Below are 17,622 nucleotides of genomic sequence, written 5' to 3' on the forward strand. Positions count from 1 at the left end.
CTGGTGTTCGGATTGGGCGTGGCCGCGGCGTCTCCCTGGATTGCCACTCACATTCTTCTGAAGTGGATGCTATAACCCGGCACTCGCCTCGACGCCAACGGACAGACACATGATTGAAGAGGGACTTTCGCTACTGATCGATTACGGCACTTATCTGCTGCCCGGTTTTAGCCTCTGTGCTCTCTGGTTCTGGTTGACGCCGAAGACGCAACCCGGTTTGCGTATTGCGATCCTGCTGCTGACCTTCGTCCTGCTGCGCGATGTGATGACACCGCTGCGTTTATGGTCCCTGAGTGGCGATGTGCAGATCGGCTTTGTTGCGAATCCGTTTGTCCTGGCCGTGCTGGGTGCACTGTCGTTGGCGATCGTCGCCGCGCTGGCAAGGATCGCCCCACAGCTTTGGCAACTCGTCGTCTGGAAGCAGGGCAATCTGGCTGCAGGGCTAGCGCTGGGTGTTGCTGCCGGGTGTGCGCTCGGCGTTCCGCTGCGGCTCTATCAAGGCATCGGTGTAGGCGAAATAGCCGGATACTGGCCTTGGTTGATGGGCATGGTCGTGCTGGCCTACGGCGGGAATGCGTTGGAAGAAGTGCTGTTTCGCGGGTTCCTGCAAGGTCACCTCGAACACCACACCTCTGCGATACGAGCCGCCTTGATCAGCGCTGTCGCGTTCTCGGCCAGCCATTCGTTTCTGGCACTGAGCGTCACCCGGATTGGCTGGCCGATTCTACTGTTCACGTTGCTGGAGGGGGTGGTCTGTGCTTTCGTCCGCATGCGCTACGGCGTGATCGCCGCCACCGCTGCACACGGGACGGCGATATTGCTCATCGCCGCTCCCATGTGATTGATCAACATTGGGGGCTGCTCAGGGGTTGCAAATCTCGACCCGGTGCTCAATCGAGTCTTTTCGGTTGAGCGACAGCAGCCAGATCAGCGGCAACTGCGCAAGGATCACGGTCACGACACCGGCCCAGGGCGTGAGAGCCATTTGCCCATTGGCGACCAGGGCACTGCCGCTGGTTTCGCCCAAGGCGATACCCAGGTTGAAGGCCGAAATGTTCAGCGCCGAAGCGAACGCCACGGCGTGCGGGGTATAGCGTTCGGCGGTGGCCAGCATGCCGGCCTGGGCGGCGGGAGAGAGACCGAAGGCCAGCGCGCCCCAGAAAAACAGCATCACTACCATCGGCAGTTGATAGGGCAACAGCAGTGCGACCGCCGCCAGCACGAGTGTCAGTAGCACAAAGATCATTCGCAGCGCCGATTGCCAGCCCATCGAGGCCGCGAGTCGGCCCCCGACCAGATTGCCGACCAGGGTCGCAACACCGAATACGACCAACAACAAACTGGCGGTCGCGGTGGAAAAGCCGCTGATGTCGGTGAGGATCGGGGTGATAAAGGTGAAGGCGGCAAAGCTTGAACCGAAACCCAACACGGTCACGGCCATCATCGCCAGAATGGCCGGGTGCCTGAGTGCCGCCAGCTGAGTGAGAGCTTTGCCCGACGGTGGCGTCGGCACGTTCGGCAACCACCGCGCACTGGCTATCAAGGCCAGGGCAGCCAGCAGCGCGACCGCATAAAACGGCAGCCGCCACCCCATCGCGTTACCCAGGATGCTGCCAATCGGCACACCGATGACCATCGCCAGCGTCAGGCCGGCGAACATCACGGCAATGGCTTTGCTTGCCTGTCCCTTTGGCGCCAGGCTGGCGGCGACGGTGGCACCGATGGCAAAAAAACTGCCATGAGCAAGCGCGGTGATGATGCGTCCTGCCAGTAACCAAAGGTAATCGGTGGAGAGCGCTGCCAGCAGATTCCCGCCCAGAAACAACGCAATCAATGCCAGCAGCACCGGTTTGCGCGGCAGGCGCGCCAGTGCCAGAACGGTTAGCGGCGTGCCCAGTGCCAGCGCCAACGCGTACAGCCCGACCAGGCTTCCCGCGCGCGCCAGTGGGATGTCGAGGTCAGAGGCGATAGCCGGGAGAATGCCGACGACAATGAACTCGGCCATTCCGATAGCGAAAGCGGTCACCGCCAGCGCCACCACGCCAGGGTGAATACGTTGCGTGGTCGGATTCATGGGCGACCCGCTGCCTGCAGGGCAATCACCTGATCCGCCTCGACGGTCGCCCCGGCAACGCCAACGGCGCCGATGACCTTGCCGTGTTCATCACGCAGCACCACGCCACCGCCAAAGCTGATCAGGCCGCCGTTGGTAGCCTCCAGCGAGTAAATGGCTCCGCCCGGTTGCGCTTCCATACCCAGTTCGGCGCTGTCGGTGCGAAACAACGCAGCCGTGCGTGCTTTCTTCAGCGAAACATCGATGGCGCCTGGCACAGCGTCATCCATGCGCACGAAATGGCGCAGAAGTCCGGCATCGTCGACCACGCTGATGCAGACGGCGAAACCCTGATCACGTGCCTGCGCTTGTGCACGGTTAATGACCTGCTGGGACAATTGCTCAAACATTCGGGACTCCATTGAATAAAACGACAGGACCGCGATGATCCCGACGATTGCTTTTCAAGGGAATATGCCCCAGGCGATTGGCGGCTAAAGTTTGAGCATGTCGAACATTTCGCGCATGGCGTGGTTCGCCAACGTGCACAACGCTGTCTTGGGCAGGCGTGAGGCGGGCGCGGCAACACCGAGCGCCGCCACCACGCGACCTTGCAAACGCAGGGGCAGGGCGACGCAGTTAAGCCCCGGCTCGGCTTCTTCAAGGTCTAACGCATAGCCAAGGGTGACGATACCGGCCAACTCGATTTCCAGTTCCGCAGGTAGCAAGTCCGCTCGACGCAGACTGCGACGCAGGTCCTCGTCAAAGGCCAGGAATATTTTACCGATGGCCGAGGTGGTCAGCCCGGCGCGACGCCCTCGCGGGCTTGCAACGCGCAAGTTGCCGCTGCCTTCCAGGGCATCCATGTAGAGGTATTCGCGGGTGCCACAGGGCGCTGCGAGGAAACAGGTTTCGCCACTGCGTTCGGCCAGCGAGCGTAGCGCAGGGGCAAAGGCTTCGCGCAGCAACGCATCGGCGTCGTTCAACGGTTGAGCGATTTCGCGCAGGCGCAAACCCAACGCATAGTGGGTGCCACGGCGGGCAATGTAGCCCATGGTGGCCAGTGTATTGAGCAGGCCGTGCAAGGTGCTCTTGTGCAGTCCGGATTGCGCCGCAAGGTCCACCAAGCGGATTTCGCCCTCCGCCGCTGCGATGGTTTCAAGGATCATCATCGCGCGCTCGACGGACTGTATGCCTTTGTTCTCGTTGATCATGTGAGGGACGTTCGTTGGCCAGTAATGAGTCTGAGGTCCACGAGGAATAGTGCCTCGTGGTTCGGTGAAAGCCCATGAGTCGCAGGATTATCCACGCTGACAGGATTGGGCAGCCGTCCTGATCATCCGGGGGGCTTGATGCTGGCGTGAAGGTGGCCGGAGCGATTGGCGGGGAAAGTTTGATGATGTCGGAGTTTAGCGCGGGTGATTGTCTGCGCCGCTCGCAAAACGCCCGCAGCACGCAGAGCAATTGTGGGAGCGAACAGGCTCGCTCCCACAGGAATTGGCGTTCTTCAACGCCTATTGCGATCAGACCTCGCTGATATTGACCCAGCGCTGTTCCCGCGCCGCCAATCGAATTGCCGTCGCCAGTCGCTCCACTTCAAAGGCTTGCTCGAAATCGGTGCCGGCTTGTCCGTGGCCGGCCAAGGCCATGATCAGCTCATGCACTTCCAGCGTCTTCAACTCGTTGTAGCCCAACTGATGCCCCGGCGCTGGACTGAACGCTGCGTAACCGGGCAAGTCCGGTCCGGCGAGTAAACGCTGGAAACCGTCCTGGCCGGCGCGGCACAGGCGTAACTCATTCAAGCGTTCCTGATCGAACGCCAGGGTGCCTCGGGTACCGCTGATCTCGAAGCTCAGATGATTCTTGTAGCCGTGCTTGAGCCAACTGCTGCTGAAGGTGCCACGAGCGCCGCTGGTGAAGCGCAGCAAGGCATGGGCGTGATCGTCAACAGCAATGCTGCGTTGATCCTGGCTACCGGCCGTGACCGGGCGCTGGCGGTGCACGGTCTGGGAGTCGGCGCACACCGCTTCGACATTACCCAGCAGATGGCGCGCCATGGCGAGCAAGTGACTGCCCAGATCCGCCAATGCCCCGCCGGCATGCCCGGCCTCACAGCGCCACGACCAGGGGGACGCTGGATCGGCCATGAAATCTTCGCTGAATTCGCCTTGAAAACTAATGATCTCGCCGAGTTCGCCGCTCAGAATCAACTCACGTGCCAGGCCAATGATCGGGTTGTGCTGGTAGTTGTAGCCGACACGGGTGACCACGCCGGCATCCTTGGCCGCCACGTGCATGGCATTCGCCTGTTCAAGGTTCACCGCCAGCGGTTTTTCGCAGTACACCGGCTTGCCGGCGGCAAGAGCGGTCATGGCCATCGGGTAGTGCAGATGGTTGGGGGTGGTGATGGCGATCAGGTTGACCTTGGGGTCATCGATCAATTGCTGCCAGTCGCCATGGGCCTGCTCAAAGCCCCAGGCAGTGGCGCATGCTTGCGCACGAACGGGATCGGCGTCGGCCAGGGCGGCGAGGCGAAGCGTGAAGGGCAGTTCGAATGCCGCACTGACGTTGCGAAAGGCCAGTGCATGGGCACGGCCCATGAAACCCGTGCCGATAAGTCCGATTCCGAGTTCGCGCATGACAGGATCCTTTGGATTCTTGTTTTCAGAGATCCAATTTATAGAATAAATATTCTCTTGTTTCAATTTTTAGAATAAATATTTACATCTGATCGCTGAGTCGCCGTATGCGGAACCGTAACACCTGTGTCCGGGTCAGTCGTCGAACCCGACCTGTTCGTGAATCTCATCGACCTTCAACTCCAGTCGATAGGCCACGGCGATAAACAGCGCCTGGCACAGGCACAGGGTCGCACTCAATGAACGGAACGCAAACGAACTGCCTTCGTTGACCAGCAGCAGGGTGTTGGCGCGCTTGGCCAGGGGCGAGAGATTGCTGTCGGTGATGATCAGGGTTTTCGCCTGATGATGCTGGGCGATGCGCAGGCAGTGCTGGGTTTCCTTGCCGTATGGCGTGAAGCTGATGGCGATCACCAGGTCATTGGCGCGCACGCTGCGCATCTGCTCGCGGTAGCTGCCGCCGAGCCCAGACACCAAATGAATGCGCTTGTTGGTGTGTTGCAGGTTGTAGACCAGGTAATCGGCTACCGCGAACGAACGACGCACGCCGACCACGTAGATGTTGTCGGCGTTGACCACCAGGTCCACGGCCTTGTCGAAGGCCTGGTCATCGAGTTCCAGCCCCAGTCGCTCGATGCCCGACAGGGTCGCGTCGATGCACTCGCGCGCCAGGTCGCCGCCGCTGGCTTTCTGCGACTTGTTGGCGATCATGCTGCGAATGCGCTGCTGGTAGTTCTGTACCGGCGTGGTTTTGTGGGTATACGCCTCGCGGAACAGCGCCTGCATTTCGCTGAAACCGCTGAAGCCGAAACGCTGGGAAAACCGCACGATGGCCGACGGGTGCACTTCGCACTCGCGAGCGATGTCGCTGATGCGGTCGACCATGATCCGGTCGCTCTGCTGGCTCATGTAACTGGCAATGCGTTTGAGCTGGCGCGGCAGGCTTTCGTATTCATTGGTGATCAGCTGCAGCAGACGCTCGGCATTGATCGGGGGGCTGACAAGATCGCTCTCGGGCGTGCTCTCGGTCGTATCCGGCTGATCGGTGCGGGACATAAGGAATCCTTCTGGCTTGTTCTTGGCTTGTTCTTATAGCGACGATGTTTCACCGCGTCCCAGGACAATAGGTTGGCTGTGCGCAGTCTACAGGGTAGGCCCGAACAAAATCATGAGCTTGCGGTAGTGTGAGGCTTGCTGAAACGATGCACCGCGTCTGGAGTGCTTGTAATGAAGCTTATTGGAAAAAATATTCCACGTAAAAATTATTTGGAATAATTATTGATTATTCGGTCCCGGTCGTTTTAGTCTGCATCCACCAAGAGTGTTCGGCACGGTCATCGTCCTGAACACAGGCTGATAAAAATAACAGGAGCCAGCATGGGCCAGACTCGTTTTGCCAGTGGACGCCAATTGGATCTGATTTGCCTGGGGCGACTGGGTGTCGACCTCTATGCGCAGCAAGTCGGGGCGCGGTTGGAGGATGTGAGCAGCTTCGCCAAGTACCTCGGTGGATCGTCCGCCAACATCGCTTTCGGCACCGCCCGGTTGGGGCTCAAGTCGGCGATGCTGAGCCGGGTAGGGGACGACCACATGGGGCGTTTCCTGGTCGAATCCCTGGCCCGCGAAGGCTGCGACACCAGTGGTATCAACGTTGATCCGGAGCACCTGACGGCGATGGTGTTGCTCGGCCTCAAGGACCGCGAGACCTTTCCTTTGGTGTTCTATCGCGAAAACTGCGCCGACATGGCGCTACGGGCCGAAGACATCAGCGAAGCCTTTATCGCCTCCAGCAAAGCCTTGCTGATCACCGGCACGCATTTCTCCACCGACGGCGTCTACAAGGCGAGCATCCAGGCGCTGGACTATGCCGAAAAACACAACGTCAAACGGGTTCTGGACATCGACTACCGCCCGGTCCTGTGGGGGCTTGCCGGCAAGGCCGATGGCGAAACCCGCTTCATTGCCGACCAGAACGTCAGTCAGCATGTGCAGAAAATCCTCCCGCGTTTCGATCTTATTGTCGGCACCGAAGAAGAGTTTCTGATTGCCGGTGGTTCCGAGGACTTGCTCACCGCGCTGCGCAACGTCCGTCGATTGAGCGACGCGACCCTGGTGGTTAAGCTCGGCCCGCAAGGCTGCACGGTGATTCACGGGGTGATCCCGGAGCGTCTGGAAGATGGCGCGATTTATCCCGGCGTGCGGGTCGAAGTGTTGAACGTACTGGGGGCCGGCGATGCCTTTATGGCCGGCTTCCTCAGCGGTTGGCTGGAGGATGCCAGCGACGAGCATTGCTGCCGGATGGCCAATGCCTGCGGTGGCCTGGTGGTGTCACGCCATGCCTGCGCCCCGGCGATGCCGACCCGTGCCGAGCTCGATTACCTGTTCAACAGTCCGGTGCCGATTACCCGGCCGGATCAGGACGCCACGTTGCAACGCCTGCATCAGGTCAGTGTGTCGCGTAAGCCGTGGAAGCAACTGTTCATCTTTGCCTTCGACCATCGCTGGCAACTGGTGGAACTGGCGCAAAAGGGCGGTCGCGACCTCGGCGTCATCAGCGAACTCAAACAGCTCTTTATCAAAGCCGTGGAGCGGGTCGAACGCGATTTGCGCGAGCAGGGCATCGAGGCCGATGTCGGGCTGCTGGCGGACCAGCGTTTCGGCCAGGACTCGCTGAACGCGGCCACCGGTCGTGGCTGGTGGGTGGCGCGGCCGGTCGAGATACAAAACTCCCGTCCACTGGCCTTCGAACACGGGCGTTCGATCGGCAGCAACCTGATTGCCTGGCCACAAGAGCAAATCATCAAATGCCTGGTGCAATTTCACCCGGACGACGAGCCAATGCTACGTCTGGAGCAGGAAGCGCAGATCAAGGGTTTGTACCAGGCGTCGCAAGTCAGCGGTCATGAACTGCTGCTGGAAATCATCCCGCCCAAGGATCATCCCTCGACGCACCCGGACGTGTTGTATCGCGCGCTCAAGCGCCTCTACAACCTGGGCATCTACCCGGCGTGGTGGAAGATCGAAGCCCAGAGCGCCGAGGAATGGAAGCAACTCGACGAGCTGATCCAGGAGCGCGATCCGTACTGCCGAGGCGTGGTGTTGCTGGGCTTGAATGCCCCGGCGGCGACATTGGCCGAAGGGTTTCAACAGGCGAGCCAGAGCCGGACATGCCGAGGGTTCGCCGTGGGGCGAACTATTTTCCAGGAGCCAAGCCGTGCGTGGCTGGCCGGGGAAATCGACGACGAGGCGCTGATTCGACAGGTGCAGGGCACGTTTGTCGAATTGATCGATGCCTGGCGCACCGCCCGCGCTTGACGCGACACCGCGTTATCGTTGTTCGCGGGCAAGCCTCGCTCCTACAGATCACCGTAGCTTCCCGTAGGAGCGAGGCTTGCCCGCGAAGGCGGCCTCAGATTCAACGGAAATTCAGAAAACAATAAAAGGTGCAGCCATGCCCGCTATCCGAATTGGCATCAACCCGATCTCCTGGAGCAACGACGACCTGCCGTCCCTCGGTGGCGAGACGCCGCTGAGCACCGCCCTCGGCGAAGGCAAGGAGATCGGCTACGAAGGCTTCGAACTCAACGGCAAATTCCCCAAGGACGCCAAAGGCGTTGGCGATGTACTGCGCCCGTATGACCTGGCGCTGGTGTCCGGCTGGTATTCCAGTCGCCTGGCACGCCGCTCCGTGGCCGAGGAAATCGACGCCATTGCCAGCCATGTCGAGCTGCTGGCGAAGAACGGCGCCAAGGTGCTGGTTTACGGTGAAGTCGCCGATTCCATTCAAGGGCAACGTATTCCTCTGGTCGAGCGCCCGCGTTTTCACACCGAACAGGCGTGGCAGGAATACGCTGACAAACTGACCGAGCTGGCGCGCTTCACCCTGTCGCAGGGTGTACGTCTGGCGTATCACCACCATATGGGCGCCTACGTCGAATCCCCGTCGGACATCGACACCCTGATGGCGTTGACCGGCAGTGAAGTCGGCCTGCTCTTCGATTCGGGTCATTGCTACATGGGGGGCGGTGAACCCTTGCAGGTGCTGCGCAAACACATCTCACGCATTTGCCACGTGCATTTCAAGGACGTGCGCAAACCGGTAGTGCAGTTGGCGCGCAACAATCTGTGGAGCTTCCCGGACTGCATCATCAACGGCACCTTCACCGTGCCGGGAGATGGTGACATCGACTTCGCCGAACTGCTCGACGTGCTGCTGGCGGCCGATTACCAGGGCTGGCTGGTGGTCGAGGCCGAGCAGGACCCGGCGGTGGCCCCGAGCTACGTCTATGCCAAAAAAGGCTTCGACACCTTGCGTGCGCTGCTCGACGAGAGGACGGCACGATGAGCCTGCTGGTCAAAAGCAATGCCCGTGGCCGGACCATGGTCGAGTTGGGCAAAGGTGAACTTGAATACGTCGGTTTCGCCGCTTACCGCTTGAGCCTCGGCGAAACCCTGCCGGTCTCTGCCGGTGACAAGGAACTGTGCCTGGTGCTGCTCAGCGGCCGGGTCGGCATCAAGGGTGAAACGCCGGGGCAGGGCGTGTTCGACTGGGACAACCTTGGGGATCGTCAGTCGGTGTTTGAAGACAAATCCCCGTTCGCCGCGTACTTGCCACCCGGCAGTCAGGCCCGGATTGTCGCGTTGAGTGATGTGCAGATCGCCGTTTGCGCGGCGCCCGGTGCGCCAACCGAGAACCTCGGCCCACGGCTGATCAAACCCGAGACCATGAAACGCAGCGTGCGCGGCAAGGGCGCCAATACCCGCTACGTCTGCGACATCTTGCCGGACACCGAGCCGGCCCATTCGCTGCTGGTGGTGGAAGTGCGCACGCCTTCGGGGCACTCGTCGAGCTACCCGCCGCACAAGCACGACACCGACGACCTGCCGCACCAGAGCTTTCTCGAAGAAACCTATTACCACCAGATCAACCCGCCCCAGGGCTTCGTGTTCCAACGGGTCTACACCGACGATCGCAGCATCGATCAGGCCATGGCCGTGGAAAACAACGACCTTGTGGTCGTGCCCAAGGGTTATCACCCGGTCAGTGTGCCGTACGGCTACGAGTCGTATTACCTGAACGTGATGGCGGGCCCGAAACGCGTCTGGCAATTCCATAACGATCCGCAGCACAGCTGGCTGCTGGATCTCTGAATTCCAACCTCTGCACGGAGAACAAGCACAATGAGCGACGCCCAGGTTGTAGGTCATTACATCGATGGTCAGGTGCAAGACAGCGGCAGTGAAAGGTTCAGCAACGTCTTCAACCCGGCCACCGGCAGCGTCCAGGCGCGGGTCGGGCTGGCCAGCCAGAAGACCGTGGAACAGGCTGTCGCCTCGGCCCTGAAAGCTTTTCCGGCCTGGTCCGAGCAATCGTCCCTGCGACGCTCGCGGGTGATGTTCAAGTTCAAGGAACTGCTCGACCGCCATCACGATGAGCTGGCGGAAATCATCAGCCGCGAACACGGCAAGGTCTTTTCCGACGCCAAGGGCGAGGTCACCCGCGGCATCGAAATCGTCGAATACGCCTGCGGTGCGCCGAACCTGCTGAAAACCGAGTTCAGCGACAACATCGGCGGCGGCATCGACAACTGGAACCTGCGTCAGCCGCTCGGTGTTTGCGCCGGGGTTACGCCGTTCAACTTCCCGGTGATGGTGCCGCTGTGGATGATCCCGCTGGCGCTGGTCACCGGTAACTGCTTCATCCTCAAGCCGTCCGAGCGCGATCCGTCCGCCAGTTTGCTGATGGCTCGCCTGCTGACCGAAGCCGGCTTGCCGGACGGTGTGTTCAACGTGGTCCAGGGGGACAAGACGGCGGTCGACGCCTTGCTGCAACACCCGGACATCGAAGCGATTTCGTTTGTTGGTTCAACGCCGATCGCCGAGTACATCCACCAGCAGGCGACCTCGCGTGGCAAGCGTGTACAGGCGCTGGGCGGGGCGAAGAACCACATGATCGTCATGCCCGATGCGGATCTGGATCAAGCGGCGGATGCCCTGATCGGCGCTGCTTATGGTTCGGCCGGTGAGCGCTGCATGGCGATTTCGATTGCCGTGGCAGTCGGTGATGTGGGGGACCGGCTGATTGCCAAACTGTTGCCGCGCATCGATCAGTTGAAAGTCGGCAATGGCCTGCAGGGTGACACCGACATGGGGCCATTGGTGACCGCCGAACACAAGGCCAAGGTTGAAGGCTTCATCGATCAGGGCGTGGCCCAGGGCGCGCATCTGATCGTTGACGGGCGCAACTTCAAGGTGCCGGGTGCCGAGAATGGTTTCTTCGTCGGCGCGACGCTGTTCGACAACGTCACGACCGGGATGAGCATCTACCAGCAGGAAATTTTCGGCCCGGTGTTGGGCATCGTTCGCGTGCCGGATTTCGCCAGTGCCGTGGCCCTGATCAACGCCCATGAGTTCGGCAACGGCGTGTCGTGTTTTACCAGCGATGGCGGGATTGCCCGTGCCTTTGCGCGCAGCATCAAGGTCGGCATGGTCGGCATCAACGTGCCGATTCCGGTACCCATGGCCTGGCATTCGTTCGGCGGCTGGAAGCGTTCGCTGTTCGGCGACCACCATGCCTACGGCGAGGAAGGCATCCGCTTCTACAGCCGCTATAAAAGCGTGATGCAGCGCTGGCCCGACAGCATCGCCAAGGGCCCGGAATTCAGCATGCCGACGGCTAAATAATTCACCTGTGCGGAGAACAACAATAATGAGCAAGCCGCTGCGTTTCGCCTTGAACCGTATGGTCGCCCCACGCTTGTGCCTGCCTGCGTTCATCGAGTTGGCGGTGACCCTCAAGGCCGACGCCATTGAGATCCGCAACGACCTCAAGGGCATCGAGATCGAGGATGGGACCGCGCCCGGGCACGTCCGGGAGTTGTGTGCGGCCCAAGGCGTCACCGTGCTGTCGATCAACGCGTTGTATCCGTTTGATGTGTGGAATGACGAGCGCCGTGCGCAGGCGTTGAAACTCGCCGCTTACGCACGTGATTGCGGCGCGCAGGGGTTGGTCATGTGCCCGTTGAACGACCGGGCCGATCCGCGCAGCGAGGCCGAACGCGCTTCGGGCCTGCGCACGGCGTTGAGTCAGCTGGCGCCGATCCTGCGCGATCACGGCATCCTCGGTTTCATCGAACCGCTGGGCTTCGAAGACTGTTCGGTGCGGCGCAAACGCACGGCGGTCGATGCGATCAAGGCCATCGGCGGGCTGGATGTGTTCCGTCTGGTGCACGACACCTTTCATCATCACCTGGCCGGTGAACAGGAGTTTTTCCCTGAGTTGACCGGGCTGGTGCACATCTCCGGCGTCGAGGATACCGAAGCGCCGTTGGCGACCATCCGCGATGGCCATCGGGTGCTGGTGGGCGAGGGCGACATTCTCGGCAACGCGGTGCAGATCGAGACCTTGCTCGGCAGCGGCTACAGCGGCTACCTGTCGTTCGAACCGTTTGCCGACAGCGTGCATGGGCTGGTGGATATCGAGCAGGCGATCGGCGCGAGCATGGATCACCTGCAAAAATCCCTGGGCTGAGGCCAACGCGGTTCAAATGTGGGAGCGAGCCTGCTCGCGAAGCGGCGGCACAATCAATATTGATGTCGCCTGACACAACGCTTTCGCGAGCAGGCTCGCTCCCACAAGGGTTTCTTCGTGTATTGAAGGATCAGATATGACCACAACAAGACTGACCATGGCCCAGGCCCTGGTGAAATTCCTCGATAACCAGTACATCGAGGTCGATGGGGTTCAGAGCAAATTCGTCGCCGGGATATTTACCATCTTCGGCCACGGCAACGTGCTGGGTCTGGGGCAAGCCCTGGAGCAGGACAGCGGCGACCTGATCGTCCATCAGGGCCGCAACGAACAAGGCATGGCCCACGCCGCCATCGGGTTCGCCAAGCAGCATCTGCGACGCAAGATCTACGCCTGTACTTCGTCGGTGGGGCCAGGCGCGGCGAACATGCTGACCGCTGCCGCCACCGCGACAGCCAACCGCATTCCCTTGCTGTTGTTGCCGGGTGATGTCTACGCCTGCCGCCAGCCGGACCCGGTGCTGCAACAGATCGAGCAGTTCCACGACCTGAGCATCAGCACCAACGATGCGTTCAAGGCCGTGAGCAAATACTGGGATCGCATCAACCGTCCCGAGCAACTGATGACCGCCGCGATTCACGCCATGCGCGTGCTCACCGACCCCGCTGAAACCGGTGCCGTAACCCTGGCCTTGCCGCAAGATGTGCAAGCCGAAGCCTACGACTACCCCGATTACTTCCTGCAAAAACGCGTGCACCGCATCGAGCGCCGTCCGGCGACCGAAGCGATGCTCGACGATGCCGTGGCGTTGTTCAAAGGCAAGCGCAAACCGCTGATCATCTGCGGCGGCGGAGTTAAATACTCTGGCGCCAACGCGGCGTTACAGGCCTTTGCCGAGCGCTTCGATATTCCCTTTGCCGAAACCCAGGCCGGCAAAAGCGCGGTGGTCTCCAGCCATGCCCTGAACGTCGGCGGCATCGGTGAGACTGGCTGTTTGGCGGCAAACCTGTTGGCCAGGGATGCAGATCTGATCATTGGTATCGGCACTCGTTACAGCGACTTCACTACCGCGTCGAAGTCCTTGTTCCAGCATCCTGAAGTGCAATTCCTCAACCTCAATATCAGCCCGTGCGACGCCCTGAAACTCGACGGCGTACAACTGCTGGCGGACGCCCGAACCGGTTTGCAGGCACTGGCGGAAGCGCTGGGCGACTACCGCTCCGATTGGGGTGATCAACCCCGTCAGGCCAGGGCGCAGCTGGATGAGGAAGTCGATCGCCTTTATCAGATCGAATACCAGACCCAGGACTTCACCCCGGAAATCAACGATCACCTGGACCCGGCAGTGTTGCGCGAATTCATCGAGTTGACCGGCTCGTGCCTGACCCAGAGCCGCGTACTCGGCGTGCTCAATGAAACCCTCGCGGATGACGCGGTGATCGTTGCCGCCGCCGGCAGCCTGCCGGGTGACTTGCAGCGCAGCTGGCGCAGCAAAGGCGTGAACACCTATCACGTCGAGTACGGATATTCGTGCATGGGCTATGAGATCAACGCCGCATTGGGGGTGAAACTCGCCGAGCCTGAGCGCGAGGTCTATGCGCTGGTGGGCGATGGCTCCTACATGATGTTGCACTCGGAATTGGCGACCTCGATTCAGGAGCGACGCAAGATCAACGTGGTGCTGCTCGACAACATGACCTTCGGCTGCATCAACAACCTGCAGATGGGCAACGGCATGGACAGCTTCGCTACCGAGTTCCGTTTCCGCAACCCGCAAACCGGCAAGCTCGACGGCGGTTTCGTTCCGGTGGATTTCGCCATGAGCGCGGCGGCCTATGGCTGCAAGACCTACAAAGTGAACACCGTTGAAGAGTTGCACGCCGCGTTGGCGGATGCGCGCTTGCAGACCGTGTCGACCCTGATCGATATCAAGGTCCTGCCCAAAACCATGATTCACGGCTACCTGTCCTGGTGGCGGGTCGGCGTGGCGCAAGTCTCCACCAGCGCCCGCACCGATGCGGTGGCCAAGACCCTGAACGAACGACTGGCCAAGGCCCGTCAGTACTGATTGCCCTGAAACGAACAAACAGGAGTGTTTATATGTCTTTGAAGCTTGGCGTCATCGGCACCGGGGCCATCGGCCAGGACCACATCCGTCGTTGCAGCCAGACCTTGCTCAACAGTCAGGTGGTCGCGGTCACCGACATCAATTTGCAGCAAGCGGCCAAGGTCGTTTCCGATCTGAAACTGACTGCCGAGGTCTATCCCGACGGTCATGCGCTGATCAAGGCGCCGGAAGTCGAAGCGATCCTCGTCACCTCCTGGGGGCCGAGCCACGAAGAGTTCGTATTGGCAGCGATTGCCGCGGGCAAACCGGTGTTCTGCGAGAAACCTCTGGCGGTCACCGCCGAAGGCTGCCGCAAGATCGTCGAGGCCGAAGTGGCCCATGGCAAGCGGCTGGTGCAGGTCGGTTTCATGCGTCCGTACGATGAAGGGTATCGCGCGTTGAAATCAGTGATCGACAGTGGCCAGATCGGCGAACCGTTGATGCTGCATTGCGCTCACCGTAACCCCACGGTGGGCGAGAACTACAAGACCGACATGGCGATCACCGACACGCTGATCCATGAGCTGGACGTGCTGCGCTGGTTGCTCGACGACGATTACGTTTCGGTGCAGGTAGTGTTCCCGCGCAAGAGCAGCAAGGCCCTCGCGCATTTGAAAGACCCGCAGATCGTTCTGCTGGAAACCGCCAAGGGCACACGCATCGACGTGGAAGTTTTCGTCAATTGCCAGTACGGCTACGACATCCAGTGCGAAGTGGTGGGGGAGACCGGCATCGCCAAACTGCCGGAGCCGTCCCAGGTTCAATTGCGTAGCGGGGCGAAGGTGTCCAACGCGATTCTGATGGACTGGAAGGATCGCTTCATCGCGGCGTACGACGTCGAGTTGCAGGCGTTCATTGATGGTGTAAGGGCCGGGCAGGTGGGTGGGCCTTCGGCGTGGGATGGCTTTGCTGCCGCTGTCGCCGCCGATGCATGCATCGAAGCGCAAAACAGCGGGGCGATCGTCAACGTCGCACTCCCTGATCGCCCCCGCTTCTACGGCTAACAATTATCCCCTGTGGGAGCGAGCCTGCTCGCGATAGCGGTGTATCAGGCGACATCAATGTGGAATGTGCCGCCGTCATCGCGAGCAAGCTCCCTCCTACAGGGTTTGCGTTCTTTCAGGGGAAATACGTGTATGCGCATCGGACTTGTCGGTTACGGCCATGGCGGCCGGTTTTTCCATGCTCCGCTGATCAGCAGTTTGTCAGCGGCGACCTTCGTGGGCGTGGTTACCCGCTCCCCCGAGCGCCGACAATTGCTGGCCGCGGAGCATCCCGGCGTGCCAGCCTTCGACAGCATCGGCCAATTGGTGGAAGCCGGAATCGATGTGTTGGTGGTGTCGACACCACTCAAGGGCCGCCCGGCACTGGTGCTCGACGGCATTGAGTACGGCGTGGCAGTGGTCAGCGACAAGCCGTTCGCTGCCGATGCGCAACAGGCACAAACCCTGATTACCATGGCCGAGCGCCAGGGTGTGCGGCTTAGCGTCTATCAGAATCGGCGCTGGGATTCGGATTTCCTCACCGTACGCAAACTCATCGAGTCCGGCGCGCTGGGCCAGGTCACCCGTTTTGAGTCGCGGATCGAGCGCTACTCGCCGCAGTCGGTGAACAACGGCAGTGGCGGCGGCTTCCTGCGGGATCTGGGCAGCCATCTGGTGGATCAGGCGTTGTTGCTGTTCGGTCCGGTGACACGGGTCTATGCCGAACTGGATTACCTGGAGAAAGGCCAGACGTTCGATAACGGCTTTTTTATGTCCCTGACTCACGCCAGCGGTGTGACCTCGCACCTGGGTGGCAGTTGCCTGCAAAACACCCCCGGCCCGCGCTTTCGGGTGACCGGCACACAAGGCTGTTACAGCGTCGATGGTCTGGACGGGCAGGAGGCGTCGGCGCTTGCCGGGCTCTCGCCTAAAACCGAAGGCGAACGCTGGGGCGTGGAGGAGCACCGACGCTGGGGCTGGTTCGAGCAGGGCGAAGAGCGCGAACGGGTTCCCTCCGAGCGGGGCTGTTGGAATCAGTTCTATTTACAGCTACAAACCGCGTTGCAGAGCGGTGGCCCACTGCCTGTGGACGCCCGTGATGCACTGGCGACCACCCGTGTGCTAGACGCCGCGCGGCTGAGTTTCAAGCGCCATCAAGCGGTGGAGTTGAGCCCGTTCGAAAGCCATGGAATAAAATCAGAATAAAATTCTAAAATTGGTTGATATAGAAAATATTTTCCAATAAAGTCATTTCCAGCGAGCTGCCTCGCGTTATGTTTCAACACTTTTCCTGCTTGTCCGCTTACTGAAATCGTCACGCCTCATCCATAAAACCAACAAGAATGTGGAGAAAGACTTTTCATGAAGACCAAGATCCGTTTTGCCTCACTTGCCCTGTCCCTGATGGTCGCCAGCGGCGCTGTGCTGGCCGATGTGAAGATCGGCGTCAGCATGTCCCAGTTCGATGACACCTGGCTGACCTACCTGCGTGAATCCATGGACAAGAAAGCCAAGTCCTACCCCGACGGCGTCCAGCTGCAATTCGAAGATGCCCGCAGCGACGTGGTCAAGCAACTGAGCCAGGTCGAAAGCTTTATCAGCCAGAAAGTCGATGCCATCGTGGTCAACCCGGTGGATACGGCCGCAACCAAAAAAATCACTGAAGCCGCCGTAAAGGCCGGTATTCCACTGGTCTATGTCAACCGCCGCCCCGATGACCTGAACCTGCCCAAAGGCGTGGTGACTGTCGCTTCCAACGACCTGGAGGCCGGTGAAATGCAAATGCAGTACCTGGCGGACAAGATGGGCGGCAAGGGCGATATTGTGATTTTGCTGGGCGACCTCGCGAACAACTCCACCACCAATCGCACCAAGGGCGTCAAGGAAGTACTGGCCAAATACCCGAACATCAAGATCGAGCAAGAGCAGAGCGGTATCTGGCTGCGGGATAAAGGCATGACCCTGGTCAACGACTGGCTGACCCAGGGCCGCAAGTTTGACGCGATCGTCTCCAACAACGACGAAATGGCCATTGGCGCCGCGATGGCCCTGCAACAGGCGGGCGTCGAAAAAGGCAGTGTGTTGATTGCGGGTGTCGACGGTACTCCGGACGGTTTGAATGCCGTGAAGAAAGGCTCGCTGGCGGCTTCGGTGTTTCAGGACGCCAAGGGGCAGGCCGACGGTTCCATCGATACTGCAGTGAGAATGGCGAAAAACGAGCCGGTCGAGTCGGCTGTCTGGGTGCCGTTCCGCCTGATCACACCGCAAAACGTTGACCAGTTCAAATAGTCCGTCCGTTCAATAACAAC

Annotated in this window: 15 protein-coding genes; 10 read left to right on the forward strand and 5 right to left on the reverse strand. The window is 60.5% G+C overall.

The window, feature by feature from the left end:
- Window positions 1–109 precede the first annotated feature (109 nt).
- Entirely contained in the window at window positions 110–841 is a 732-nt protein-coding gene (locus tag KGA97_RS04810; RefSeq protein ID WP_223480286.1) for a CPBP family intramembrane glutamic endopeptidase, read from the forward strand.
- A 21-nt stretch (window positions 842–862) separates the two neighbouring features.
- On the opposite strand, the gene KGA97_RS04815 is transcribed toward KGA97_RS04810, so the two are convergent.
- From KGA97_RS04815 to KGA97_RS04835, 5 genes are all read right to left on the reverse strand, one after another.
- A complete protein-coding gene (locus tag KGA97_RS04815) occupies window positions 863–2,074 on the reverse strand; it encodes an MFS transporter (RefSeq protein ID WP_223480287.1) in 1,212 nt (403 codons plus the stop codon).
- The gene (locus KGA97_RS04820; protein WP_008039127.1) at window positions 2,071–2,463 is read right to left on the reverse strand and encodes a GlcG/HbpS family heme-binding protein; all 393 of its coding nucleotides are present in this window, start codon (window positions 2,461–2,463) and stop codon (window positions 2,071–2,073) included. The genes KGA97_RS04815 and KGA97_RS04820 overlap by 4 nt, the downstream gene beginning before the upstream one ends.
- An 84-nt stretch (window positions 2,464–2,547) precedes the next feature.
- Window positions 2,548–3,267, reverse strand: coding sequence for an IclR family transcriptional regulator (locus KGA97_RS04825; RefSeq protein WP_223480288.1), 720 nt, complete (start codon window positions 3,265–3,267; stop codon window positions 2,548–2,550).
- A gap of 309 nt (window positions 3,268–3,576) precedes the next feature.
- Window positions 3,577–4,692, reverse strand: a complete 1,116-nt coding sequence (locus tag KGA97_RS04830) for a Gfo/Idh/MocA family protein (protein ID WP_223480289.1) — start codon at window positions 4,690–4,692, stop codon at window positions 3,577–3,579.
- Between the two features lie 135 nt (window positions 4,693–4,827).
- A complete protein-coding gene (locus KGA97_RS04835) occupies window positions 4,828–5,748 on the reverse strand; it encodes a MurR/RpiR family transcriptional regulator (RefSeq protein WP_008039123.1) in 921 nt (306 codons plus the stop codon).
- 321 nt (window positions 5,749–6,069) lie between these two features.
- Between KGA97_RS04835 and KGA97_RS04840 the strand changes: the two genes are divergently transcribed.
- From KGA97_RS04840 to KGA97_RS04880, 9 genes are all read left to right on the forward strand, one after another.
- Window positions 6,070–8,007, forward strand: a complete 1,938-nt coding sequence (locus tag KGA97_RS04840; RefSeq protein ID WP_223480290.1) for a bifunctional 5-dehydro-2-deoxygluconokinase/5-dehydro-2-deoxyphosphogluconate aldolase — start codon at window positions 6,070–6,072, stop codon at window positions 8,005–8,007.
- A 136-nt stretch (window positions 8,008–8,143) separates the two neighbouring features.
- Window positions 8,144–9,037 (forward strand): myo-inosose-2 dehydratase, encoded by an 894-nt coding sequence (iolE, locus tag KGA97_RS04845; protein ID WP_223435177.1) that lies wholly within the window; start codon window positions 8,144–8,146, stop codon window positions 9,035–9,037.
- The gene (gene iolB, locus KGA97_RS04850; protein ID WP_008039118.1) at window positions 9,034–9,843 is read left to right on the forward strand and encodes a 5-deoxy-glucuronate isomerase; all 810 of its coding nucleotides are present in this window, start codon (window positions 9,034–9,036) and stop codon (window positions 9,841–9,843) included. Before iolE ends, iolB begins: the two co-directional genes overlap by 4 nt.
- A 30-nt stretch (window positions 9,844–9,873) precedes the next feature.
- A complete protein-coding gene (locus KGA97_RS04855) occupies window positions 9,874–11,376 on the forward strand; it encodes a CoA-acylating methylmalonate-semialdehyde dehydrogenase (RefSeq protein WP_223480291.1) in 1,503 nt (500 codons plus the stop codon).
- Window positions 11,377–11,401: 25 nt separating this feature from the next.
- On the forward strand, window positions 11,402–12,223 hold the full coding sequence (locus tag KGA97_RS04860; protein WP_223480292.1) for a TIM barrel protein: 822 nt from the start codon (window positions 11,402–11,404) through the stop codon (window positions 12,221–12,223).
- Between the two features lie 136 nt (window positions 12,224–12,359).
- Entirely contained in the window at window positions 12,360–14,291 is a 1,932-nt protein-coding gene (gene iolD / locus KGA97_RS04865) for a 3D-(3,5/4)-trihydroxycyclohexane-1,2-dione acylhydrolase (decyclizing) (protein WP_223480293.1), read from the forward strand.
- A gap of 32 nt (window positions 14,292–14,323) precedes the next feature.
- A complete protein-coding gene (locus KGA97_RS04870; protein WP_223480294.1) occupies window positions 14,324–15,334 on the forward strand; it encodes a Gfo/Idh/MocA family protein in 1,011 nt (336 codons plus the stop codon).
- Between the two features lie 132 nt (window positions 15,335–15,466).
- Window positions 15,467–16,519 carry a Gfo/Idh/MocA family protein gene (locus tag KGA97_RS04875; RefSeq protein WP_223480295.1) on the forward strand — a complete coding sequence of 351 codons (1,053 nt, stop codon included), beginning with the start codon at window positions 15,467–15,469 and terminating at the stop codon, window positions 16,517–16,519.
- Between the two features lie 156 nt (window positions 16,520–16,675).
- Window positions 16,676–17,602, forward strand: a complete 927-nt coding sequence (locus KGA97_RS04880; protein WP_008039109.1) for a sugar ABC transporter substrate-binding protein — start codon at window positions 16,676–16,678, stop codon at window positions 17,600–17,602.
- Window positions 17,603–17,622 lie beyond the last annotated feature (20 nt).

Source organism: Pseudomonas sp. BF-B-15 (genome assembly GCF_019946675.1).
Lineage (GTDB): Bacteria > Pseudomonadota > Gammaproteobacteria > Pseudomonadales > Pseudomonadaceae > Aquipseudomonas > Aquipseudomonas migulae.